General features: G+C 31.1%; 17 protein-coding genes. 13 read left to right on the plus strand and 4 right to left on the minus strand.

Going from position 1 to position 23,624, the window contains the following annotated elements; genetic code table 11:
• The first annotated feature begins 8 nt into the window (after positions 1-8).
• The 4 genes from arcC (at position 9) to FYJ83_RS11305 (ending at position 4,566) form a co-directional block, all read left to right on the plus strand.
• Complete coding sequence (gene arcC / locus FYJ83_RS11290) at positions 9-920, plus strand: carbamate kinase (protein ID WP_154440634.1); 912 nt, start codon at positions 9-11, stop codon at positions 918-920.
• An 85-nt stretch (positions 921-1,005) separates the two neighbouring features.
• Positions 1,006-2,193 carry a M20 metallopeptidase family protein gene (locus tag FYJ83_RS11295; protein ID WP_154440636.1) on the plus strand — a complete coding sequence of 396 codons (1,188 nt, stop codon included), beginning with the start codon at positions 1,006-1,008 and terminating at the stop codon, positions 2,191-2,193.
• Between the two features lie 62 nt (positions 2,194-2,255).
• Complete coding sequence (locus FYJ83_RS11300; RefSeq protein WP_154440638.1) at positions 2,256-3,302, plus strand: helix-turn-helix domain-containing protein; 1,047 nt, start codon at positions 2,256-2,258, stop codon at positions 3,300-3,302.
• Positions 3,303-3,312: 10 nt separating this feature from the next.
• On the plus strand, positions 3,313-4,566 hold the full coding sequence (locus tag FYJ83_RS11305; RefSeq protein WP_154440640.1) for an FAD-dependent oxidoreductase: 1,254 nt from the start codon (positions 3,313-3,315) through the stop codon (positions 4,564-4,566).
• 34 nt (positions 4,567-4,600) lie between these two features.
• Here FYJ83_RS11305 and FYJ83_RS11310 read toward each other — a convergent pair whose 3' ends face one another.
• Positions 4,601-5,512 (minus strand): DUF5692 family protein, encoded by a 912-nt coding sequence (locus FYJ83_RS11310; protein WP_154440642.1) that lies wholly within the window; start codon positions 5,510-5,512, stop codon positions 4,601-4,603.
• 342 nt (positions 5,513-5,854) lie between these two features.
• Between FYJ83_RS11310 and hypB the strand changes: the two genes are divergently transcribed.
• From hypB to FYJ83_RS11335, 5 genes are read left to right on the plus strand one after another with little or no spacing between them, the layout of a single operon-like run.
• Complete coding sequence (gene hypB, locus FYJ83_RS11315) at positions 5,855-6,523, plus strand: hydrogenase nickel incorporation protein HypB (RefSeq protein ID WP_154440644.1); 669 nt, start codon at positions 5,855-5,857, stop codon at positions 6,521-6,523.
• A 29-nt stretch (positions 6,524-6,552) separates the two neighbouring features.
• Entirely contained in the window at positions 6,553-9,237 is a 2,685-nt protein-coding gene (locus FYJ83_RS11320; RefSeq protein ID WP_154440646.1) for an FAD-dependent oxidoreductase, read from the plus strand.
• Between the two features lie 18 nt (positions 9,238-9,255).
• Positions 9,256-9,597 carry a hydrogenase maturation nickel metallochaperone HypA/HybF gene (locus tag FYJ83_RS11325; protein ID WP_154440648.1) on the plus strand — a complete coding sequence of 114 codons (342 nt, stop codon included), beginning with the start codon at positions 9,256-9,258 and terminating at the stop codon, positions 9,595-9,597.
• 13 nt (positions 9,598-9,610) lie between these two features.
• A complete protein-coding gene (locus FYJ83_RS11330) occupies positions 9,611-10,135 on the plus strand; it encodes an ECF transporter S component (RefSeq protein WP_154440650.1) in 525 nt (174 codons plus the stop codon).
• 9 nt (positions 10,136-10,144) lie between these two features.
• The gene (locus FYJ83_RS11335; RefSeq protein ID WP_154440652.1) at positions 10,145-10,735 is read left to right on the plus strand and encodes a class I SAM-dependent methyltransferase; all 591 of its coding nucleotides are present in this window, start codon (positions 10,145-10,147) and stop codon (positions 10,733-10,735) included.
• 42 nt (positions 10,736-10,777) lie between these two features.
• Here the strand turns inward: FYJ83_RS11335 and FYJ83_RS11340 are convergent, their stop codons facing one another.
• The 3 genes from FYJ83_RS11340 to FYJ83_RS11350 form a co-directional block, all read right to left on the minus strand.
• On the minus strand, positions 10,778-11,680 hold the full coding sequence (locus FYJ83_RS11340) for a hypothetical protein (protein ID WP_154440654.1): 903 nt from the start codon (positions 11,678-11,680) through the stop codon (positions 10,778-10,780).
• A 28-nt stretch (positions 11,681-11,708) separates the two neighbouring features.
• Positions 11,709-12,212 (minus strand): flavin reductase, encoded by a 504-nt coding sequence (locus FYJ83_RS11345; protein ID WP_154440656.1) that lies wholly within the window; start codon positions 12,210-12,212, stop codon positions 11,709-11,711.
• An 84-nt stretch (positions 12,213-12,296) separates the two neighbouring features.
• Positions 12,297-14,363 carry a methyl-accepting chemotaxis protein gene (locus tag FYJ83_RS11350; protein WP_154440658.1) on the minus strand — a complete coding sequence of 689 codons (2,067 nt, stop codon included), beginning with the start codon at positions 14,361-14,363 and terminating at the stop codon, positions 12,297-12,299.
• 297 nt (positions 14,364-14,660) lie between these two features.
• On the opposite strand from FYJ83_RS11350, the gene FYJ83_RS11355 reads away from it, so the two are divergent.
• From FYJ83_RS11355 to FYJ83_RS11370, 4 genes are all read left to right on the plus strand, one after another.
• On the plus strand, positions 14,661-15,548 hold the full coding sequence (locus FYJ83_RS11355) for a chemotaxis protein CheV (RefSeq protein WP_154440660.1): 888 nt from the start codon (positions 14,661-14,663) through the stop codon (positions 15,546-15,548).
• A 70-nt stretch (positions 15,549-15,618) separates the two neighbouring features.
• A complete protein-coding gene (locus FYJ83_RS11360) occupies positions 15,619-17,562 on the plus strand; it encodes a methyl-accepting chemotaxis protein (RefSeq protein WP_154440662.1) in 1,944 nt (647 codons plus the stop codon).
• 120 nt (positions 17,563-17,682) lie between these two features.
• A complete protein-coding gene (locus FYJ83_RS11365) occupies positions 17,683-20,892 on the plus strand; it encodes a DEAD/DEAH box helicase (RefSeq protein WP_154440664.1) in 3,210 nt (1,069 codons plus the stop codon).
• A gap of 103 nt (positions 20,893-20,995) precedes the next feature.
• Positions 20,996-23,623, plus strand: coding sequence for a polysaccharide deacetylase family protein (locus FYJ83_RS11370; protein ID WP_154440666.1), 2,628 nt, complete (start codon positions 20,996-20,998; stop codon positions 23,621-23,623).
• The last annotated feature ends 1 nt before the right edge of the window (position 23,624 follow it).

Genomic DNA, 23,624 nt, shown 5'->3' on the forward strand with positions numbered 1-23,624 from the left:
AGGTAAATATGAGCAGAATATTAATTGCTTTAGGAGGAAATGCTTTAGGAGATACTCCAAAGGAACAATTTGAACTAGTAAAGGAAACAGCAAGACCAATAGTAGACCTTATAGAGAAAGGGCACGAAGTAATAATTGCTCATGGAAATGGCCCCCAAGTAGGTATGATTAACCTAGCTATGGAAGAAATATCTATGCCTTTTCCAGAATGTATTGCAATGAGTCAGGGATATATTGGATACCATCTCCAAAATAGAATATATGAAGAGTTAAATAGAAGAAATATAAATAAAAATGTGGTAACCATAGTAACTCAAGTTGTAGTAGATGAAAATGATGAAGCTTTACAGAATCCTACAAAGCCTATAGGAAGATTTTATTCTAAAGAGGAAGCAGAAGAATTAGTAGTAGCAAAAGGATATAAAATAATAGAGGATTCTGGAAGAGGATATAGAAGAGTAGTGGCTTCACCAAAACCTACAGATATTGTTGAAAAAGAATGTATAAAAACTTTAGTGAAGGATGGACATATAGTAATAACAGTTGGTGGTGGCGGAATTCCAGTAGTTAAAAAAGATTTTGGATATGAAGGAGTTAATGGTGTAATAGATAAAGATTTTGCTAGTGGGAAAATTGCAGAATTAATTGATGCAGACTATTTATTCGTCCTAACAGCCGTAGATAGAATAGCCATCAACTTTGGAAAGGAAAACCAAATTAATTTAGATAAGATGTCTATAGAAGAGGCTTATAGATATATAGAAGAAGGACAATTTGCACCGGGAAGTATGCTTCCAAAAGTAATAGCGGCAGTAAATTTTGCTAAATCAAGAAAAGGAAGACAAGCAATAATAGTTTCATTAGAAAAAGCAAAAGAAGCATTGGTTGGAGAAAGCGGAACAATAATATATAATAGTTAGAGTAATAATAGGATGGATTATATGATATAATTAGAACATAATTTTGATTATAGATTCACAAATTAATCCTTGAGGTGATGTAAATATGTTCAATATAATCCAAGAAGTAAAGAAGATAGAAAAAGATATAATCAACTGGAGAAGAAAGCTTCACCAAATACCAGAAGTAGGACTAAATCTACGAAAAACCTCAAAGTTTATAATGGATGAATTAGATAATATGAATATAGAATATCATACCTTAGTAAACGGAAATGCCATCGTAGGGTTAATAAAAGGTAGAGAAGAAGGAAAGACGGTGGGATTAAGGGCTGATACTGATGCACTTCCTGTTAAAGAGGAAACTGGTTTAGAGTTCGCATCAAATAATGGATGTATGCACGCCTGTGGACATGATGGACATACTGCCATTTTGCTGGGAGTAGCTAAGGTATTGAACGAAAATAAAGATAAATTTAAAGGTAATGTAAAGCTATTATTTCAACCTGGGGAAGAATATCCCGGTGGTGCAAAACCTATGATAGAAGAAGGTGCTTTGGAAAATCCTAAGGTAGATGCTGTAATGGGATTACATTTAGGTAACTTAGGCAAGGGAATTCCTAAGGGAAAAATAGGAGTATCCTATGGAGCTATGATGGCAGCAGTAGATGTAATGTATATAAAAATAAATGGTAAAGGCTCTCACGGTGCATATCCTCATCAAGCTATAGATCCTATTGTTACAGCGTCAGAAATTGTTTTAGCATTACAGACAATAATCAGCCGTGAAGTAGATCCAGTGGAACCAGCAGTAGTATCTGTTACTAGAATAGATGGAGGATTTAACCATAATATAATTCCAGATTCAGTTGAAATTCAAGGAACAATAAGGACAGTAAATGAAGATACTAGGCAGAGAATCTCTAGAAGAATCGAGGAAATAGTAAAGGGAATAACCATGGCACATGGAGGCAGTTATGAGATTGACTATGAATTCTGTTATCCCGCACTTATAAACTCAGAGGAGTTTACCAAGGGATTTGTAGAATCGGCTAAGAAGATAATCCCAGAAGATGATATAGTAGAGATGAAAGTACCTGTAATGGGTGCAGAGGATATGTCCTTTTTCTTACAAAGAGTTCCAGGTACATTCTTCTATCTAAGTAACCCAGGGGAAATAGACGGACAATTCTATCCACATCATAACCCTAAATTTGACATAGATGAAGAAGAAATATGGAAGGGTGCAGCCCTTATTATACAAAGTACAATAGATTGGTTAAATGAAAACTAGGCTTATGCCTAGTTTTTAGTATATAATGGTGATAATAGGATAAGATGGAGTGAGTTATTAATATGAAATCTAAAGAGTTCAATGCACATAATAAATATATGATATTGAAACATGCCATAAAGGAAGGAAATGTTTCCCGTACCTGTGAGTTATTTGGTATTTCTAGGACAACCTTTTACAATTGGCAAAGAGCCTATCAAAAACATGGTATGCTAGGTTTAGAAATAAAAGAGCCTAAGAAACCTGAAATGCCAAATAAGATTAGTAAAATTATTGAGCAGGAGATACTAGAGTATGTTGGAAGCTATCCTTCAGATGGTCCTAAAAGAATATACTATGAACTAAAAGCTGAGGGCATTGATGTGGGGGAGACTGGGATATATAATGTTTTAAAGAGAAATAATTTGACGAGGAAAACTGACAGACTAAAATATTCTCAGAATAAAATATTACATAAAAAAATTAACCCTAAGGAAAACAAGGAGTTAATAGGACTTTTTAATAAACAAAGAATATACCCAGGATATTTAGTTGTTCAGAGAATTGACTTTATAGGAACTTTTGATGGTATAGGCAAAATATATCAATATAGCTTTTATGATATGGATTCAAAATGGGTAGCAGTGAAATTATATAATAAAAAGCAGGATATTGATGTTTGGCATCATTTTGAGCGTAAACTAGTTTATCTATTGAGGATATTCAATATAAATATTGAAAATTTAGCGACCAATAGGAAAAAAGAATTTCTTCCTTACTTCGTAAGAGGTGATAAATATAAGGAGCTTATAGGAGAACTGAATATAAATCATATATTTATATCTTTAGAAGATACTATGGAATTAGAGGATTTAACACTATTTAACGAGTTTTTAGTAACAGAGTTTTATAATAAAATCAATTCTAATGATGAACTCAATTCATTTATAAAGGTTGAACGAGCATTAAATAAATTTATACGTGATTATAATTTTAGCACCATAATCCAAGAAGGCTACAATAAAGGCAAAACTCCTGTAGAAGTTGTACTTGAAAGAGCATTACAAAATAATGTGGATTTAGACACATTGCCACTGTGGATTTTAGCATTGATAAATCATTCCAATTGAGGTGATAACAGTGAATAAAGAAGATTGTAAAATTGCAGTAATAGGTGGAGGACTTTCAGGTCTTGTTATAGCCGAAGGACTGCAAAAAAGAGGATATAGAAATATTACTGTTTTTGAAAAAGCTGAACGTATAGGTGGAAAACTTTATACAATATGGCATAGAGAAAAGTCTCATGAATTAGGTGCTATTTTTGGACTGCCATCACAGCCGTATCTTAAATCCTTGATGAAAAGGCTAAATATTAAAGCAGATGGTCCAAAGCTATCTCGTACCAATTACAATACTAAAGGTCAGAAAATCATGCCAATATCAAAGGAAGAATTAAGAGATTTTATCAATGAATTAGACAGATTGCCCCATGTATTGGAGATGTATAAATCATTTAGAAAATCAAATATTGAAAATATCGAACCAGCACTAATGCTTCCATTCTCAAAATGGTGTGATATACATGAATTTCGAATTTTAAAGACAATCTATACCCAATATTTTACTATCTTTGGATTAGGCAATATTGAAGAAGTACCAGCCCTATATGTACTTAGAATATTAAATTATGAGAATTTAATGTCCTTTATGGAATTACCAGAATTTATTACATGGAAAAATGGAGTATCTTCATTGACAGAACGTTTGAGTCAGGAGATTAGAGATATTAGATTAGGGCAAAAGGTAGTGGACATTATACTTTCTGACAAAGAAACATTATTGGTAAAGACTGAATTAGAATTACTTGAATTCAATAAGGTTATTATTACTGCACCTTTGGAGCAATTTGCATATCTTCACCTTTGGGATGAAGATATGAGAGAAAATCTAAAAAACATAAAGTATCAATCCTTTAATGTCTATGGATTTATAGCAAATGAAATACCTAAGGGATGTGGTTGTATATTGGAGAATTTATCTATTGACCAAAATGGTCATATAAATATATGGAATTCCAGATGGGATGAGGAAGAAGGCGAAGGAATGACTATGGTTTACGCATATAATCCTCCTAAAAATACTAAGATTCCCCCACTAGACATTATTAAAAACGATTTATTAAAGCTAGGAGTAGAAAATCCAAGACTCTATCAGGCTAAGAGTTGGAAACATTGTCCCTATGTGGATACTAATACATTGGAAAATGGGTTTTATGATAAAATGGAGGAAATGCAGGGGAAAAATAATATATTCTTAGGAGGGGAAATTATGAGCACCCTTTCCATGGAAAATTGTATTCGGTATTCTATTGATCTGTTAAATAGATTTTTTTAACCATGAGAAAACTCCCTTTTGGGAGTTTTCTATATTATATAGACTTTAACTTTGAACTTTTTTCTGCATTGTTCCAAATTTCATCTTTTAGAGGATTTAAACCATATTTAAAAATCCTATGGAATTGCCAAACTGCCAATATTACATTGAGAGCCAAGGATATTATTGCTAGAGTCCAATTGGCATAAGGATTATAACTAACCTTTACATTAAAAATACTACCTGTAGCAAAGAAATATGGGAAGGTCATGACCCACGACATCCAGAAAAATAGAGTATGGGCACGGTTCTGCATCCAAGTTCCTTTAGACCATAAAAGAGCAGAGATAGTAGGAGCAAGATTAAGAGCCAGTCCAGAATATATGGCATTGCCAGGTGCACAGGAATATACATATGATATATTCCATATTCCATAAGCTATAATATATAAAAAGTTTTGATCAGGCCATATCATATCTTTTCTTTTACCTGATGTAGAGTGGATACCAAACCAGCCACATATTACTAATATATTTATAATTCCAGCTATGGCATTTAAGTAATTCCATCCTCCCGAAATATAATACATACCATCAACTACTCCGTTGAATCTAGCTATACCAACTTGAAATTCCCTTATTACAGCTTCTAGAATATTAATAGCTAAGATTGCAGGAATAAGTGTTAAATACCATTTATGTTTCTTATGATAATCTGTAAATCTAACAACCATATAGATTAGACAGCCAGCTAGTGCTGAATATACCTTGATCCAGGTAAACCAAGAAGTAATTTCATTAGGGCCTCTAACAACCCAAATGATGGTAAAGATTATTGGCAGAATCATAAACATAAAGATACTTATCTTTTTGCTAGATCGTGACAGTTCATTTAAACCCATAAGAATAAAAAGAACTACAAACCACATAATTATGTTATACCAAGGAAGTGATTCAAAAAAGAACATAGCCAAAAACTCCTTTCATATTATATTTTTAAAATTAGGTTAAAAAAATAACATATATTTAACTACTAGTTTATCACCTGGTTAATGTATTTCAAGGACTTTTTTACATTCAAGTAATATTTACATATAATAATCTTATAACCCATTGATATAGGGGTTTGTTATATTATAAGTGTAAACCATACATGAAATGAAAAGTTAGATAACATTGGAAATGCTCAATCCTTGAATTTTTGACAATAAAATTTATTTTAAATACAATTAAAGTGACAAAAAAGTAACGATTCATATTGATTATAGTAACCACTTTAGATTAATGAAACTTTATAGGAGGCGGATAGAATGAAGGAATTTAAGATTTTAGAAATTAAGGAAAGTATTTTTGAGGATAACAATAAGCAGGCAGATTTACTTAGAGGTGAATTGAAGAATAATAAGACGTTTTTACTAAACCTAATGTCAGCACCAGGTTCTGGAAAAACAACTACAGTTTTAAAGACCATTGAAGCATTGAAAAATGACATGAGAATTGGAGTAATGGAAGCAGATATAGACTCTGACGTAGATGCTTATGCAGTAGCTCAGACAGGTACAAAGGTTATTCAATTACACACAGGGGGAATGTGTCACTTAGATGCTGATATGACTAAGCAAGGTCTAGAGGGATTAGGTACTGAAAACCTTGATTTTATAATATTAGAAAATGTAGGAAATCTTGTATGTCCAGCAGAATTTGATACAGGCGCCTCTAAAAACGCTATGATACTAAGTGTACCAGAGGGAGACGATAAACCATTAAAATATCCATTGATGTTCTCAATTGTAGATGTTTTACTTATTAATAAAATAGATGCCTTAGATTATTTTGATTTTGACCTAGAAGCTGTAGTGGAACGTGCGAAGAAATTAAATCCAAATATAAAAATAATCCCAATATCTGCAAGAACAGGAGAGGGAATTGATGAATGGGCAAATTGGATTAGAGCAGAAGTGAGAAACTGGCAAGAGTAGTAGAGAGTATACAATAGGAGGGAAAGTCTATGGGAAAACCAAAAGTATTAGAATTAGCAAACCATATTGGTAGAAAAAAGCAAGGCTCAAAATCTTCATATAACTATAATGACCCTGAGTATATGATTTTAGAACCAGTTGTCACAGATGAAATGGCAGAAGTAGGATTATGTTTGGAATTTAGAAAGCCAAAAAGTGCAAAAGAAGTAGCACCTTTATGTGGAAAGTCTATAGAATATGCAGAAAAACATCTATGGGAATTGGCAATGGCTGGTGCTTGTTTTGTAAACGAAATAGATGGAGAAGATAAATACTGGCTTGATACTTGGGTGCCAGGGGTTATGGAAATGATGGTAAACAATAAGGAAAATGTAAAAAAATATCCTCAAATAGCAGAGGCATTTGAAGCCTACGGAAGAGTAAGAGGACCAAAGACAGCAGGTGTATTTCCAGTAGGTAAAGGTCTAATGCGTGTTATACCTATAGAAACTGCCATTGATGGTGAGACTAGGAGAGCATCTTATGAGGAAGTATCAAAATACTTAAATGACAGTGATATATTTTCAGTATCTGACTGTTCTTGTCGTACATCTAGGGAAATCATGGGAGAAGGATGTGGACATTTAAAGGAAGATATGTGTATTCAATTAGGTCATGCGGCAGAATACTATATTCGTACAGGCAGAGGTAAAGAAATAACTAAAGAAGAAGCTTTTGAAATCATAAAAAAGGCAGAGGAAAATGGGCTGATGCACCAGATACCTAATTTAGATGGAACTGGAAAAACCCATGCAATATGTAATTGTTGTGGCTGTAGCTGCTTATCTTTAAGAACAGCAGGAATGTTTTTAAATAACGACATGGTTAGGTCTAACTATGTATCTCATGTAGATAAAGAAAAATGTGTTGCCTGTGGAGAGTGTGTTCAAGTATGTCCAGTGAATGCCTTAAAGCTAGGTCAAAAAATATGTACAAAGACTGCTATTGAAGAAAATAAAAGAATAGACCTACCATCTAATACAGAATGGACTTCAGATAAATGGAACCCAGATTATCGTATAAATAGAGAAAATGTAGTAGATTCTGGTACAAGCCCTTGTAAAACTCAGTGTCCAGCTCATATTTCTGTACAAGGTTATATCAAATTAGCTTCTCAAGGTAAATATAAGGAGGCTCTTGAATTAATTAAAAATGAAAATCCTTTTCCAGCAGTGTGTGGACGTATATGTCCAAGGAAATGTGAGGCAGAATGTACTAGGGGAGATATAGATGATCCAATAGCCATAGATGATATTAAAAAGTTTATAGCAGAGCAGGATTTAAATGAAGAAAATCGATATATACCAAAACTTAGACATAACTATGGAAAGAAAATAGCTGTTATAGGTGCAGGACCCTCTGGTTTATCCTGTGCATATTATTTAGCAATTGACGGATATAAAGTAACAGTATTTGAGAAACAACAAGTATTAGGTGGTATGCTAACTCTTGGAATTCCATCCTATAGACTAGAAAAAGATGTTGTAAATGCAGAAATAGATATTCTAAAGGAATTAGGAGTAGAGTTTAAAACTGGTATTGAAGTAGGCAAAGATATAAGCTTAAAGACATTAAGACAACAGGGATATGAAGCATTTTATCTTGCAATAGGAGCACAATCAGGAAGAAATTTAGGCATTGAGGGAGAAGATGGAGAAGGCGTTATTACAGGTGTAGATTTTCTTCGTGAGGTAAATCTTGGTAAAGAAGTAAATCTCCAAGGAAATGTAATAGTCATAGGCGGAGGAAACGTAGCCATAGACGTAGCTAGGACAGCTACAAGAGTAGGAGCGGCAAAGGTAGATATGTTCTGTTTGGAAAGTAGAAAAGAAATGCCAGCCTTAGATGAAGAAGTCCAAGAAGCTGAATCAGAAGACATTGTAATTAACAACTCTTGGGGACCTAAAAGAATCATTAGAGAAAATGGTCGTGTAGTGGCTATGGAATTTAAAAAATGTATTTCCGTATTTGATGAAAACAGAAGATTCAGTCCACAGTATGATGAAGATACTACTATTACAGTAAAAGCAGACCATATATTGTTATCCATAGGTCAAGGAATTGAATGGGGGAATCTATTGGAGGATTCTAAAATAGAACTTAATCCAAATAAGACAATTAAAGCCGACTCATTTACACTTCAAACTGCTGAACCAGATATGTTCGCAGGTGGAGATGCCATGACAGGTCCTAGATTTGCCATAGATGCTATTGCTTTAGGTAAAGAAGCAGCAATTTCTATTCATCGTTTCGTTCAGCCTGGACAAAGTTTAGTATTAGGTCGTGATAGAAAACTATACCATAAGTTAGATAAGGAAAATCTAGTATTTGAAGGCTATGATAATACTCCAAGACAGAAAATAGACCATGTAGATGGAAAAGTAGCAAAGACTTCTTTTAAAGATTTAAGAGATACTTTCACTGAAGAACAGGTAAAGAAGGAAACAGAACGCTGTTTAAGTTGTGGAGCAACAGTATCAGATGAGTACCTATGTATAGGATGTGGAGCTTGTACAACAAGATGTAAATTTGATGCCATATCCCTCGTAAGAAAATATGATGAAGAAAATATATCCTTTGAAGATTTAAAACCAATAATAGTTAAAAATATGATTAAGCGTAAAGGCAGAATGGTTGTTCATAAGGTAAAAAAATCTATAGGTGTATATAAGTAGAACATAGGAGTGAGTTATTTGCATGAACTAGGTGTAGTTATTAAAGTTGCTAAAACAGTGGAGAATTTTGCTAAGGTCAATGGAATAACAGATATAGATACTATAGTACTTCAAATAGGACAATTATCTTCTATGATACCCAGATATATTGAGGCTTGTTATCCAGCAGCAGTTCATGGAACCATACTTGAGAACACAAAACTTCAAATAGAGGTTTTACCAGCAAATGGAATGTGTGGAAACTGTGGCAAAGTATTTAACCTAATTGAGAATAAATACTGCTGTCCCTATTGTAGTGGAGAGGATATAGAGTTATTAAGCGGAAAAGAATTTATGATTAAAGAAATAATTGCATGTTGAGAGAGAGGATTATATGAAAAATAAAAAAACAAATGATTTAGTATTAGCAGGAATATTTGTATCTATGGGACTTATATTGCCTATAGTATTTCATGGATTTGGAGGGGGAGGTCCAGTCTTTCTTCCTATGCACATTCCTGTATTAATTGCTGGTTTCTTTTTAGAACTACCATTTGCAATTGCTGTAGGTATATTGACTCCTGTTTTAAGTTCGTTACTAACTGGGATGCCGCCAGTTTTTCCAGTACTGCCATATATGGCTTTAGAATTGACAGTTTATAGTGCTGTAGTAAGTTTACTTTATAGAAAATTAAAACTTAATGTCTATATATCACTTATTATTAGTATGATATGTGGTAGAATAATGGCTGGCATAGCTGTATGGGCATTGATAACATTTTTTACAGTACAACTTCCAAGTCCAGTTTTATTTATACAAGGTGCAATTATTAATGGACTTCCAGGAATTGTAATACAATTAATCTTAATACCTATAATTGTATTATCAACTAACAGATTTAAAAATACAGCAGTATAGGGGAAAGAAATGAAATCACAAAAAGATTTTTTCAACAATATAGCAAATACTTGGGATGAAGTATGTAATCACAATATGATAAAGGTAGAATATATACTGGACCTAATAGACATAAAGAAAGGCAGCCATGTTTTAGATGTGGGAACAGGAACAGGAGTATTGATTCCAAGTTTATCTCAAAAAGTAGGTAAATTAGGCAGAGTAAAGGCAGTTGATATAGCTGAAAAAATGATTGAAGTCGCTAAGGAAAAGAATAAATATGAAAATATCGTATTTGAATGTACTGATATTTTAGAGAATAATGAAATAGAAAGTTATGATTATATTATTTGCTACTCTATGTTCCCTCATTTTCAAGATAGAAAAGAGGAAGCAGTTTGTAAATTAGCAAAAAAACTAAAGGAAAATGGTAGACTTATAATTTGTCATTCCCAAAGCAGAGAAGATATTAACAATCTTCATAAAAGTGCAGACGAAACTGTTAAAGAAGATAATCTTCCTACAATGAAAACTATGGAATCATTTTTTTCAAAGGCAGGACTTAAAATTTTAGAAGAAGTGGATAATGAAGATATGTTTATAATCATGGGATATAAATAATATTATAATATATTAAAAAAACTAGGTAAATCCTAGTTTTTTTTAATATATTATAATATTCTCCGTATGATCAAAATCTGAAATTATATTACCATTTTTATCAATAGTAAATTTGTCAATATTAGCTTTGATACTGAATCCTCTCATATCCTTAGCTGTTATATAGATTTCAAATGTATCATTAGTATCTAGTTTCAAGGTAAAGTCATCAATAGTAGCAAGGTAGTAGATATAAGAGTCATGGGTTTCCATAGGGTCCTCTTCCATAGGATAAGTTTTTATTATATTATTATTATGTTTTAAAGTAAGAGATACATCTCTTAAAGAAGCATTTTCATCTTTCTTTTTCAAAAAATGCTCAAAACCATAAGTAGCATTTGTAAAGGATAATGATTTGCTAGGATTGACATAGGAATATCCACCTCTTGTACTTACTCTAAAGCTTTCTAACAATTGCCATTCAAAGGCAGGTAGATTTTCTAGATGTTCAATTTTCTTTGTGGTACCATTATCTATTACAAAGTTTAGATTTAAAGTATCCTTCATAGGAATATTGATGGAAGAATTATAATTAATTCCATCGGAACTTACGGCTTCCATAAGACTATAATCACTGTCTCCAATTTTATATGAAAAATAAAACTTATCATCATTGGATATGGACTTAGGACTAACGGATAGAGATATATCCACATTTCCATCTTGTATACTTCCAAATTCGTAATAAAAATCATTGATTATACTAGCTTGTTTTTCCAGTTTGCTTGAAATATCATGAGATAAACCATCAAGGGTTCTAGATACATGATCATTAATTCCATTAACATTACTGGATAAATGATTTAATCTATTATCTATATTTATTACTTTATTAAGTAGAAAAAAGTTCATAAAAAGCAAAGCAATTAAAACTGGAATTACAAATTTATTTGTTTTCTTTTCCATAACAATATCTCCTAAAAATCATAATAACTTATTCCTTCGCAAGAATCTTTGTTATTTCGCCTATATATAATGTATGATGGTCAGCATTAGGATAATTTTTTTCGTTAAGATCTTGAACTATGAAAGATTCAGGCTTATATTCCTGTGCAAATAATTTTTTACAAAAAATTGATATATTTGCTTCCTTAAAATAAGGAATATTGTCATCATATATAACTGTAAGATTAGATTTTTCAATCTTATTTTCATCTCTACCAGATTTATTACCAAGATAGGATAATATGTCTTTAAAATTGTCATCAAAGAAAGTCAAAGAAAATGAATCAGAACTATCTACAAATTCCTTTGTATATCTTTGAGGTCGAATAACAATATATGCTACATTTTTATTCCACATTACACCTAAACCACCCCAAGAGGCAGTCATAGTATTGACTTTTCCTTCCTTCTCAGCAGTAATCAACATCCAATCCTTACCGATTAACTTAAATGGACTAAAATTAAATTCTTCAGGTCTAATTTCTTTAAACATAAACACTACCCCCTACAAAATTTATTATATATCTTATTATATAACAAAAGATGAAGACTTGACAAATCATTAGATGAACCCATTCTATATTTTAAACTTATTTATTTTGTCATTTAGATTTATAGAAAGTTCATTTAAGATTTCAGCATTTTTAGCTACTTCATCAATGGCAGATACTTGTTGTTCCATAGATGCAGTAATTTCTTCAGAAGCAGCAGCTGTCTCTTGTGATACGGCTGAAATGTTTTCAATGGAGCTAACAATTTTGTCCTTATCTTCATTTAAAATATCTATAAAGCTATTTACACCTTCTATTTCAGCAGTAATTTTTTTAATAGATTCATATATGGCATTAAATGTTAAGTTAACACTTTCAACAGCCTTGGTTTGTTCTTCCGATATAGATTTTACTTCACTCATTATAGAAACAGTATTATTACTTTCCAGTTGAAGACTTTCAACGATTTCAACTATTTTACTAGCAGCATTTTTGGAGCCTTCGGCAAGTTTTCTAATTTCATTTGCAACTACAGCAAATCCTCTTCCAGCATTTCCAGCTCTTGCAGCCTCTATAGAGGCGTTTAATGCAAGCAAATTAGTCTGCTCAGCAATTGAAGATATAGTGTCTAATATTTCTCCAATATTACTGGATTTTTGATTTAATTCTTGGATAGCTTTCTCGATTCTAACCATAGACTGATTATTTGAATTTGTCTTTTCTATTAGTTCTTTAACAGCTAAGGTGCCAGAACTATTTGCTTTATTTGCTTCATGGGCATTTTCATACATTATACTACTATTAATCTTTAATGTTCTAAATTTTTCATCTAAAGATGTGGCTATAATTGAAGAACTTTCTGCATCGTGGGCTTGGTCTTCAGCTCCACGAGCAATTTCTTCGATAGTTCTAGCAATTTCTTCAGAAGAAGCAGCAGTTTCCTCTGATGTTGCAGCTAAATTAGTGGCAGAATTTGAAACTTCATTACTTATATTTATTGCATCAGATAAAAGATTTCTTATACTATGAACCATAGAGTTGAAACTATTTGATAAGACACCTATTTCATCTACAGAGTCTATATCTGTGCTAACTGAGAAATCTCCGTCAGCAAGAAATTCAGCCGTTTCTTTTAACTTAGTCATTTTTTTAGTTAAATTTATGGCATATATTACAACTCCTATGGTTACTAGAATTAAACTTATTATAAAAGATATAAATATATTTGTCATTAAACTCTTTAAGGGGGTATATAATTCACTTTGAGATATGGTAAGTCCAATAATCCAACCTGTTTGTGGAATTTGAGAATAATGTACTGTAAACTTTTCACCATTATCTAAATAATCTCCATTTCCATATTTAGTTTCCAGGATCTTATTTCCCATTTCTACGAAACTTTGATTAGATTCCATTAAAATATTATCTTTCATAATCTTATCTAAATTTTTATCTGCAATATACAGTCCATCATTATTAAGTAAAAATGCCCATCCTGTTTTTCCCACTTCTACTTCAGCTATTAGATTTTGTATACTATTTAAGTCTATATCTGCTGTGACTACTCCTAGTACTTCTTGAGAGTCTCCCAAAAATGGAACAGAAGTAGTAATCATCGTAATATTTGAAGTTTCATCATAATAAGGTTCACTCCATGCAGAATCACTAACGGCATTTTTGCCGTTAATATACCAATCATATTCAAAATAATTATAACTATCATTGCTATATTCCATAGTTAAGTACACTTGTCCATTTTCTTTATGAACATAAGGACCAAAGTATTTTTCTTCATTATTAAGGGCATAAGGTTCAAACCATATACCAGATCCAAAAGTATCATTATTAGTAGTTACAAATTTTTTAATAGTTGAAATATATGTCTCCTCATTAGCAGTAGAAAGAGAGGCTTCAACAGATTTAGCTAAAGTTACAGCCAATTGGTTATGAGTAGACAAATTTTTCTCAATGGATTCAGCAATAAAGTTTATTTGAGAATTCATCTTCTCTGCAATTTCATTATTAATTATAGACTTAGAATAAAAATAGCTGATTATTGAAATAGAAATCATACCTATAATTACTAAAGGTAAAATAATACTTAACAATGAAGCTCTTATACTTTTAAACTTTATACTTCTAAATTTCATCATATAAACTCCCCCCTCATACTTATATATCTAAAGATACCCGAATGTGACATAAAAATGCAAATGTTGATAAGATTCGCAAAGTTTAACATACATTTAACATAAGGTAAAATATATGGTTTTAAGACAAACAACTCTAAAGAATAAAAGATTAAAGACAAAAATAGACAAAGATAGTCAAAAAAGTTTATTTGTTTAGAATTTTTTCAGAGTTAAGGGGTATAATTGGTGAAATATGTTTATTAAAATAAATATGGCATAAAGTAGTCGGTTTTTAATTTCTAGATTGGAGGAGATAAAATGAGTAAGGAGATATTATTAGAAAGTGGAACTAATGAATTGGAGATTGTTGTATTTAATGTGGGGGAGAGCATACTTGGAGTAAATGTGGCAAAAGTGGAGAGCATTATTGAAACTTTGCCAATTACAGATGTTCCTAATGCTCATAAAAATGTAAAAGGTGTTATAAACTACAGAGGAAGAGTTATTCCAGTAATTAATATGTTAAAAGCTTTAAGTAAAGAGTGTCAAGACCCAAATGAGCCCAGATTGTTAATTTTAATCCATATTAATAATAATGATTTTGCCATTGAAGTTAGTGGAGTTGAAGGTATTAAAAGATTATCATGGCAAGATATAGAATCACCTTCACATATACTAATTTCTGATAATGAAACGCCTACAACTGGAGTAGTTAAAGATAATGAAAGGATTATCTTAATGCTAGATTTTGAAAAAATACTTGCTGACATAGACCCATCTTTGTCATTAAAAGAGTCAAGCCGTACACGAGGATTAGAAGGAAAGAAAATAGTAGTAGCAGAAGACTCCGTTTTTTTGATTAAAATAGTAAATGAATCATTTATTAAAGCAGGAGCCATTGTAGAAAAATTTAGTAATGGTAAATTGGCACTAGATTATTTACGTCAAGTATCAGAAGATGAAGTATATTGTGTTATTACTGATATAGAGATGCCGGTTATGGATGGATTGACTTTAACAAGAGAGATAAAAACCAATGAAAGATTAAAAAGTATTCCTGTAATTCTATTTTCATCTATTGTTAGTGAAAACTTAAAACATAGAGGTTTAAGTGTTGGTGCTGATGGACAGATTACAAAGCCAGAGATAGATAAATTAATCAGTATGGTTATGGAAATTGGAAGTCAAAGAAATATAAAAAAATAAGGAGGAAAGTTTTGTGAAATTAAAATAGAAGCTATTAGTATTTACAACAGCAATTTGTATTGTCTCAATTTTGATTATTTCAGGTATTGACTATTCTTTGTTTATTAAAAACTTAGAAAAGGAAATTAATGAGAAACTTATATTAGAGGCAAATAGTGCTGCTAAGGAAATGGATAAATGGATAATAGAACAAAAAGAGTTTTTAAACGGTATTATAGAAACATCAATCTATGATGAGGTCTATGACAGTGACACCATGGTATCCTTTCTAAAAAGACTGACTAAACAATATTCGGAAAATGTCTTCTATATTGGTTATGATAATAAAGAAACCTACTTAGGAGAAGATGTAGATCTTCCCCCAGATTTTGATGTAAGGACTAGACCTTGGTATGTAGGAGCCATGTCTACTGAAGATTTTTTCATAACTGAGCCATATATAGATACCATAACAGGAGATATGGTAATTACTATTGCTAAACAGTTTGAGACTAAAAGTGGTAGAAAAGGTGCAATGGGAATGGATATATTGGTTAATTATTTAGTAGATTATGTTGACTCCGCTGACTATGGAGAAGATTCATATGCTTTTTTAATAGATAATAATGGAAGTATATTGACACATCCGGAAGATGAATTTAAACCTAAAGAAGGTAATTTTAGTAAGATAGAAGATTTGTTGGAAGGAAAAATAGCAGGAATTATAGGACTAACAGGAGATGAAATTAAAGATAGAACTATAAAAGATTTAGATGGTACAGAAAGACTTTTCTTCTATGGAAATATAAAGGAAGCAGATTGGAATGTAATTATAGCCATATCAAAAGACAGTACAATGGGGATTATAGATACGGCAACATTATTTACTATAATAGCTGCAGTGGCTGTAATTCTTGTATCTACAGTATTAGTTTTATCTATGGCAAATACTATAACAAAACCTATTGTTGCGTCAGTTAAAATTGCTGAGAATATATCAAATCTAGATTTATCACAGAAGATTGAAGAAAAAGACTTAAAAAGAAAAGATGAATTGGGGCAGATGTATCAGTCTTTTGACCTTATTATAGAAAGACTTAAAGTATTCATGGAGAATATGGATGATTCTGTTAAGGTCAATTATGAAGTAAATAGGGAAACTGTGAGTAAAATTTATTATCTATTAGGTCAAGCAGAAGATACTTCAGCAACTACAGAAGAATTATCAGCAGGTATGGAAGAAAGCACAGCCACTACTTTATCCATAAATGAATCCGTTGGTGAAATAGAAGGGGCATTATCAGATTTTGCAATTAAAGTAGAAGATGGGGCAAATGCTTCTAATGAAATAAGTATAAAAGCAGATGGATTAAGTGAACAGTTTATTCAAGCTAGAAGTAAGTCCATGGATGTTTATCGTGATGCAAAAACTGAAGTTGAAAGAGCTATAGAGGCTTCAAGAGAAGTAAATAAAATAAATGTACTATCAAATGCAATACTTGAAATATCAGAGAAAACGTCACTATTGTCATTAAATGCAGCAATAGAAGCAGCAAGGGCTGGAGAAAGTGGTCGTGGGTTTGCAGTAGTAGCAGACGAAATAAGAAAACTTGCTGAAGGTTCTAATTCAACTGTTGGAGAAATACAAGATGTAACAGATAATATTACTAAGGCTGTAGAACGCCTAATAGATGGAGCAAGTGTATTAGTAGAGTTCTTGGAAAAAGATGTGACTAATGACTATGATTCAATGGTACATGCTATAACCCAGTATAAGGAAGATGGTTCTTATTTAAGCAATATAATATCAGATCTTAGTGCAACGGCAGAAGAACTTGCAGCAACTGTAAATCAAATAACTGTATCTATGAATGAAGTATCTACTACTGTAGAGGAGTCAACTATAGCAGCAACAACCATAGCAGAAAAAAATATGAATATAGTAGAGGGAATAAATGATATAAGCAGTATAATTGAGAAAAATGAAGATATATCACAAAAATTAGAAGAAATAGTTTCTCAAGTTAAATTTTAATATAAAATAAAAAATATCATACTCTACCATTACTATATTACTGCCAGATAAATACATGGAGAAGTAATTAAATTTAAAGTATAATATAATATATAAAGTATTTAATCTGGTGGTGAATAGATGTCAAGACTAACAAATGAAACAATAATAGATAGAATAGATTCCTATAATACTTTTATAATGGGGAGAGAATATTATAATTCTGGTAAAGTAAAAGAAGTAAAATCAACTCCAAGTCATAACTATTATGTTGCCAGTATATATGGGAATTCCAAATATGAATCAACAGTTGAATTTAATATGAGCAATTCAATAAAAAAAACAACTTGTACCTGCCAAGATTTTAAAGAGCATTATGGTGATTGTAAACATATAGTGGCATTACTGATGTTGATTATGGACTATGAAAATACAGGGTCAATAAAAAAGCAAAAATCTGAAGGGGATATAAAGAACATACTTCATTATTATAGACAAACTCCTAACAATGCTAAAATGCCTTTAAATTTAGAAATAAATTTTAAATTTACAGATAAAATTCCTAGACTTGAAATGCGAATAGGAGAAAATAAGCTATATGTAATTAGAAGTCTAGGAAAATTTATATCGGATATACGTGGAGAAAAAATAATAGAATTTGGGAAAAACTTCGTATATTCTCCAGAGATTCATTGTTTTGATAATGAAGACCAAGAGCTAATAGACTATTTAACCATATTATATGAAAACTATGAAATAAACTACAACAATTATTTTGGTTCTAGACATTTTAGTATATTTAAAGGAAGCCAAGTAAACTTTAGTCCAAAATCCTTAGAAAGATTCTTTGAAATAATTAAAAGTCGAAAATTCAATGCAGAAATAAATCATATAGATTTCAAAGAAATATCCATTATTCATAGAGATTTAGATTTAAACTTAAAACTGGTGGAAAGTCAAAATGACCTTCTTTTGAAGGTAGACGATATAGATATAGTTCCTTTAACGGAAGATTGGAAATATGTTTTTTATAAAGGAAATATTTATAAACTATCAGAACATCAAACAAATACCATAAGACCTATATTCAATGAAATAAATAGAAAAGATACGGATGCCATAAGAATAGAAAAAGAGTTAAAGAATACTTTTGTATCTGAAATCCTTCCAATTATTAGACGAAACTCCAATTTAGAAATAGATAAAACTGTACAAGATTCAATTCATAGTGAACCGCTGAACTCAACTATATACTTTGATAGACAAGGAGATTTAATTTTAGGTAAAGTTATATTTAATTATGGAGATATAGATATAAATCCATTTTCTTCTCAAGATATAAACAAAAAGACCAATAAGATTTTGTTAAGAGATATAGAAAAGGAAAGAACTGTAATGTCTTTTCTAGAGCATGGAGATTTTAAAGTGGAAGATGGAGGATTTTACTTAGAAGAGGAAGAAGAAATTTTTGATTTTATAAATGATATTATTCCAGAACTACAAAAACATTCAGAAATATATTATTCCGAAAGCTTTAAGAATATGGGACTGATAGGGCCTAAAAACTTCAGAAGTGGATTAAGACTTGATAATAAGTTGGATATGCTTCATTTTGATTTCAATATAGAAGGTATAGAAGATAACGAATTAGAAGAAATCTTTAGGAGCATAAAAAAGAAAAAAATATATTATAAGTTAAAAAATGGATCTTTTTTATCCCTTAATAATAAAGAATTTAATGATATAATAGATATGTTAGATTACTTAGATATTGATATAGGAAACTTTCAAAATGGTACATTGGAGATCCCTAAATTTAGAACAATGTATTTAGATAAATTTATTCACAATAGGGGAATCGACTTTATTAAGAAAAACATAGACTTTAGAAGATTGGTAAGGGATATAAATGATCCAGAAGATATAGAATACAAATTACCAGAAAACCTAAATGCAGATTTAAGGGATTATCAAAGATTTGGATTTAAATGGTTAAAAACACTAACTAACTATGGCTTTGGCGGAATCTTAGCTGATGAAATGGGGTTAGGAAAGACTATTCAAATCATCAGTTTCTTATTATCGGAGAAAAAAGAAAAAGGTATAGAGCCTAGTATAGTCATAGTACCCACATCTTTAGTGTATAACTGGGAAGATGAAGTGGAAAAATTTGCTCCAAGTCTTAGGACTTTGGTTATAACTGGAAATAAGGTGGACAGAGGAAATCTAATCAGCAATTCCAAGGATTATGATTTATTAATTACATCATATCCATTGATTAGAAGAGATATAGATGAATATAAAAATATATCCTTTAGACATTGTATATTAGATGAAGCCCAATACATTAAAAACCAAGAATCTTTAAACGCTAAATCCGTTAAAAACATAAGGGCAAAACATTATTTTGCTTTAACAGGAACTCCAATGGAAAATTCCTTATCTGAGCTTTGGTCTATATTTGACTTTCTAATGCCAGGCTATCTTTTAAGCAGTAGAAAATTTGGAGAAAAATATGAAAGACCAATATCTAAGGAAAATAATAATGAAAAGCTAAAGGAATTAAGGGATCAGATTAAACCCTTTATATTGAGACGAACTAAGAAAGATGTACTCAAAGAATTGCCGGATAAGATAGAACAAAAAATAGTGATAGAAATGTCTAAAGAGCAGAAAAAACTATACTTAGCATATTTACAGGCAATAAAAGGGGAAATTTATGATGAAATAAATTCAAAAGGATATGGCAGAAGTCATATAAAAATACTTGCAGGACTGACTAGACTAAGACAAATATGCTGTCACCCTGAAATATTTATAGAGGGATATAATGGCGGAAGTGGGAAGCTAGATTCCTTAGAGGAAATCGTAGTAGAAGCTGTAGAATCAGGACATAGAATACTAATATTTTCACAATTTACCACAATGTTACAAAAAATTAGAACTCTTTTAGAAGAGAAGAAAATTAAAACCCTATATTTAGATGGCTCAACTCCCATAGTAGAAAGGGGTAATCTAGTAAGGGATTTCAATAAAGGCATAGGAGATATATTTTTAATATCTTTGAAGGCTGGAGGCACGGGACTCAATTTAACCTCAGCAGATATGGTAATTCATTTTGACCCTTGGTGGAATCCAGCAGTAGAAGATCAAGCAACAGATAGAGCACATAGAATAGGTCAAGAAGAAACTGTGCAAGTAATAAAACTAGTTACTAAGGGAACCATAGAAGAAAAGATATTTAATATACAAGAAAGAAAAAAGGAAATGATAGATAAAGTAATCAAAGAAGGAGAAACATTAATTACCAAATTATCTGAAGATGAAATAATGTCATTATTTGATATGTAAAAGACTAGACTAAGTTCTAGTCTTTCTATTGTGCTTTGTTCAGTGAATGTTCAGAAAAAACATATATAATTAAAAGATATGCTTTAAAAGAGGTGAAAGATTTATGCAAAATTCATATAAAGGTACTAAGAGTGTTGAAAAAATAGGAGTTATAGGTCTAGGTTATGTAGGTTTACCTTTGGCAATGGCTTTTTCAAAGGAAATAAAAACCATAGGATATGATAGTGATAAAGAAAAAATAAAGGTCTATATGGCTAGTGAAGAATTTAAGAATTCAAATTTAGAATTTACTTGGGATGAAAATAGATTAAAGGAAGCCAATGTTATTATTGTTGCTGTTCCCACTCCCATTAATGGTGAAAATATTCCAGATTTAAACTTAGTTAAAGAAGCTTCTATAGTTGCAGGACGTAACCTTACTAGGAACACAGTAGTAGTATATGAATCTACAGTGTATCCAGGTGTAACAGAAGACATATGTATACCTATTCTTGAAAGAGAATCCAAACTTATAGTAGGAAAAGATTTTAAAGTAGGATACTCTCCAGAAAGAATAAATCCAGGAGATAAAACCAATGTTTTAGGAAATATAGTCAAAATAGTATCTGGTATAGATGATGAAACTATAGAATATATATCTTCTCTATATGAACTTATTATTGAAGCAGGAACTCATACTGAATATTTAAGCTATCAAAGCTTTAAAGATTATAATCAAGTTCTAAACTATGTAAAAAATTTGAAGAAGGGTTCAATTATTACAATTAAAATGGACGGAGTATTGGAAGAAGATGAATATAGTAAGCCACCAGAACCAGCTAAACCAGCCATAGATAAGCAGTCTACAGTGCCAAAGAATAATATAGTAATTGAATTAACTCCAAAAGAAAGACTAATCAATATGGTAGATTGGCTGTTAAGAGCCTTAGAAGAAACAGAGCATAAAAGTGTACTGGTAGAGGATTTAGAATTCTATGATAATGATGATTTAGATAATGAAGTAAATAAAGAACAAATTAAAACTAATACTACTAAAAAAATTAAAAAAGCCCTCTGGCTCAAAAAACACCAATCAAAAGAATCTGCAAAAGAGCCTATAAAAGGAATTACAAAGGAAGAATTAGATGAATTTAGAAAGAATAACAATGGAAAAAAATCTAAGGAATATAGCACCATATATACAACTGAGAAATCACTTTCCTATACATTTTATGGAGTTAGCAATATAGAGGTTTTAAATAAGGTTTTAGATAATCTAGATATATTGGAAGTAAAGGGAACTTTCTATATAACTAAAAAAGATTTAATAGATATGCCAGATACAATTAAAAGAATTGCAGAAAAAGGCCATGAAATAGGAATAAGTCTGAAGGAATCGGAAGATAAAGATTTTTATTCTACACTAGAGACTATATTGTTTGTTCAAAGAGAGGTAAATAAACTAACTGACCAAACCCCTGCCTTAGTTCGGTATCCATATTATTTAGAGCTTAATGATGAAATCCTTGAGGCAATATCCAGTGGGAATTGTACAGTACTATGGGATAATATATCCATATCCAGTTCCAAAGTAGGAAAGGATGGAACCTTGAAAGATGTTATGAATAATGCCTTTGGGGAAAGCAATATATCAGTTCATAGGGGTTATGTCATATATTATCGTATGGATTATTATAACGATATAAATATTATTCCAGATTCCATGTTAAAAATAGTAAAAGATAGAATTGACACAATAGCCTATAGTGATGAAATTCCAGATAATGGGTCTTCATATAGTATTCGACCAGCAGGAGATATTATGAAGGGAAATAAAGTATATAATTATCCATTAAAGGATGAAGAAATACTTCATATAGTAAAAGATAAAATTCATTCAGGTTATCTTCTAAACTATAGTGAATCAGATAAGTTTGATTTAATAAAGAATAAATATATAGGAAATCCTTTTATTGGCACTCCCAATACATTACCTGGATTTACGGAGGAAGAATTAAAAGAAGTAGATAAAACAGGAGTATTTACAGATGATAAAGTGCTATTCTTAACATTTGATGATTGGGCAACAGATAAAGCCGTTAACCAATTATTATATGTTTTAGACAAGCACAATGTAAAGGCAAGCTTCTTTATTAGAACTAACTATATAGATAATAATCCTAATCTTTTACGAGCCATTGCCGAAGCAGGTCATGATGTAGGCAGCCATACAAATAACCATTTGCCTTTTGCCATAGCAGAAGATAAACAGGAGGAAGATGATACTAAGTCAATTTATTATTCTCCTAATGAAGAGGAGATTCTAGAAAGAAAGAAGGATTTGCTTGTATCATATAATAAACTTCAATATGTAATAGGTGATATATATATGGATAATCGACCTGCTTTAAACACCATATTAAGACCACCTACTTTAGCAATGAGTAGGTCTGGAATGGAGGCAATTTTAGATATGGGGTTTAGCCACATTGTCAGTGGGGACTTCAGTACCCGTGATTATGAAGATAAGAAATCTGAAGCATTAGTATATAAAATAATAAATGGAATGGTGACAGATAATGGAAATCCTATGAATATACAAAATGGCAGTATATTGGTTATGCATATGTCTGATTTTAAGGGAAATCCATTCCATGATCCAAATTTAACGGCTAAGGCGTTGGATATGGCAATTCCTATATTAAAGTCAAAAGGATATAGCTTTGCAAGATTAAGCGACTATTTAAAGTAAA

The sequence above is a fragment of the Tissierella pigra genome (assembly GCF_009695605.1).
In the GTDB taxonomy this organism is placed as follows: Bacteria; Bacillota; Clostridia; order Tissierellales; family Tissierellaceae; genus Tissierella; species Tissierella pigra.

What these genes read in the sequence shown, in the direction of transcription:
- arcC (WP_154440634.1), top strand. Translation starts at nt 9, where the DNA reads ATGAGCAGAATATTAATTGCTTTAGGAGGAAATGCTTTAGGAGATACT.
- FYJ83_RS11295 (WP_154440636.1), top strand. Translation starts at nt 1,006, where the DNA reads ATGTTCAATATAATCCAAGAAGTAAAGAAGATAGAAAAAGATATAATC.
- FYJ83_RS11300 (WP_154440638.1), top strand. Translation starts at nt 2,256, where the DNA reads ATGAAATCTAAAGAGTTCAATGCACATAATAAATATATGATATTGAAA.
- FYJ83_RS11310 (WP_154440642.1), bottom strand. Translation starts at nt 5,512, where the DNA reads ATGTTCTTTTTTGAATCACTTCCTTGGTATAACATAATTATGTGGTTT.
- hypB (WP_154440644.1), top strand. Translation starts at nt 5,855, where the DNA reads ATGAAGGAATTTAAGATTTTAGAAATTAAGGAAAGTATTTTTGAGGAT.
- FYJ83_RS11320 (WP_154440646.1), top strand. Translation starts at nt 6,553, where the DNA reads ATGGGAAAACCAAAAGTATTAGAATTAGCAAACCATATTGGTAGAAAA.
- FYJ83_RS11330 (WP_154440650.1), top strand. Translation starts at nt 9,611, where the DNA reads ATGAAAAATAAAAAAACAAATGATTTAGTATTAGCAGGAATATTTGTA.
- FYJ83_RS11335 (WP_154440652.1), top strand. Translation starts at nt 10,145, where the DNA reads ATGAAATCACAAAAAGATTTTTTCAACAATATAGCAAATACTTGGGAT.
- FYJ83_RS11340 (WP_154440654.1), bottom strand. Translation starts at nt 11,680, where the DNA reads ATGGAAAAGAAAACAAATAAATTTGTAATTCCAGTTTTAATTGCTTTG.
- FYJ83_RS11345 (WP_154440656.1), bottom strand. Translation starts at nt 12,212, where the DNA reads ATGTTTAAAGAAATTAGACCTGAAGAATTTAATTTTAGTCCATTTAAG.
- FYJ83_RS11350 (WP_154440658.1), bottom strand. Translation starts at nt 14,363, where the DNA reads ATGATGAAATTTAGAAGTATAAAGTTTAAAAGTATAAGAGCTTCATTG.
- FYJ83_RS11355 (WP_154440660.1), top strand. Translation starts at nt 14,661, where the DNA reads ATGAGTAAGGAGATATTATTAGAAAGTGGAACTAATGAATTGGAGATT.
- FYJ83_RS11365 (WP_154440664.1), top strand. Translation starts at nt 17,683, where the DNA reads ATGTCAAGACTAACAAATGAAACAATAATAGATAGAATAGATTCCTAT.
- FYJ83_RS11370 (WP_154440666.1), top strand. Translation starts at nt 20,996, where the DNA reads ATGCAAAATTCATATAAAGGTACTAAGAGTGTTGAAAAAATAGGAGTT.